Origin of the sequence: Rhizobium sp. RU33A, from assembly GCF_900156055.1 — a bacterium.
Taxonomy (GTDB): Bacteria; Pseudomonadota; Alphaproteobacteria; order Rhizobiales; family Rhizobiaceae; genus Allorhizobium.
Genome location: NZ_FTMQ01000024.1, coordinates 1 through 1,320, shown reverse-complemented (window position 1 = coordinate 1,320; position 1,320 = coordinate 1). Strand labels below are relative to the sequence as shown.

At 52.3% G+C, this 1,320-nt stretch carries 1 protein-coding gene; it reads left to right on the top strand.

Features of this window, described 5'->3' with window-relative positions:
* Positions 1 to 86 precede the first annotated feature (86 nt).
* Positions 87 to 1,320 (top strand): GGDEF domain-containing protein (locus BW978_RS23115; protein WP_139330657.1); only part of this gene is annotated, 1,234 nt, incomplete at its 3' end.

The following is a 1,320-nucleotide window of genomic DNA, read 5'->3' as shown; positions in this document are numbered from 1 at the left end:
GTTCGAGGTCGTTCGGACAATGAAGTTCATCCTAACATAACCAATAATGACGACAATGCGTTCGGCAGTGCTGGAGCATTTGAACGATGAAAAATTTGGTCGTGTCGGGTAAACACCTCGATGATCCTCAAGGGGACGAAGACCTGACACCGGATACTAACGCTCTTCTCGACGCGGCCTCCCGTTTGCTTGTAGCGGAGCCGAAAATCGCAGGGCGTACCTTGTGGCTCGAGGCAATGGTCAATCACGTTCCGGATTTCATGTATGCAAAAGATCGCGAAGGTCGATTTCTGTACGCAAACCAAGCTATCATTCAAGGCAACGGTCTCTCAAGCGTTGATGATATTGTCGGACTGACTGACTACGATCTTCATGGTGAAGCCGCTACCGATGCGCGCATATCCGAGATTGAACAGCGCGTCATGGAAACAGGCGAGCCAGATCTGGGATACGAGGAGCGCGCCATGCGCGGTGGAGGCGACCGCTGGCTGATGATGTCACGGGTAACTCTTAGAGATAGCAGCGGCGCAATCATCGGCATTGTCGGGTCCTCGCGTGACATCTCGGCTCACAAAGCCTCGGAGCGCCTGATTCGAGCGCAAAACCGCATACTTGAAATGATTGTTGGTTCGGTCGCTGTTCCAGATTTCATGAGCACGTTGGCTGAACTGATTGAAGAACTTGCCGAAGGCATTGGATGCGCAGCGGTCCTGTTCTCCCCCGAGGATGACATTCAGACCTTCAAGGCTCCAAACGCGCCCGATCTACAACTGCCGCTATTCGAAGCTCTGTCTTCGTCGTCTTCGAGGCCGAACCGTGAGGGCGCGGCTAGACTTGTCTTTGAGAAAAACGACCTTTCATGCTTTGAAATTCCTTCATCAAACGGAACCACTCATGGCTTGATTGGAATATCGTCGACGAACAACAATCTCAGCCGAAGTCTCAGCGAGTTTTTTGCGGGAGCCAGCCGTATGGCCGGAATTGCGATCGACCGGAGGCAGGCAGAAGAACAAATACGTTTTCTCGTCATTCACGATGCGCTAACGGGCCTCGAGAACCGTCTCTCCCTCGAAGCAAGGCTTCCAGGAGTTCTAAAGGCTGCTGATCTTTTGTCACAAAAGGTGGCTGTCAGCTTTCTCGATCTGGATAATTTCAAACAGATCAATGACACTTTCGGCCACGCCGTTGGCGATGAACTCCTGAAAGAAGTAGCAGGAAGGCTTTCCCGCCTCGCCACAGGGCATGACATTGTCGCTCGGATCGGCGGCGATGAGTTTGTTCTTGTGTTGCACGAAAACAATGAGAGCTTTGACGAACGAC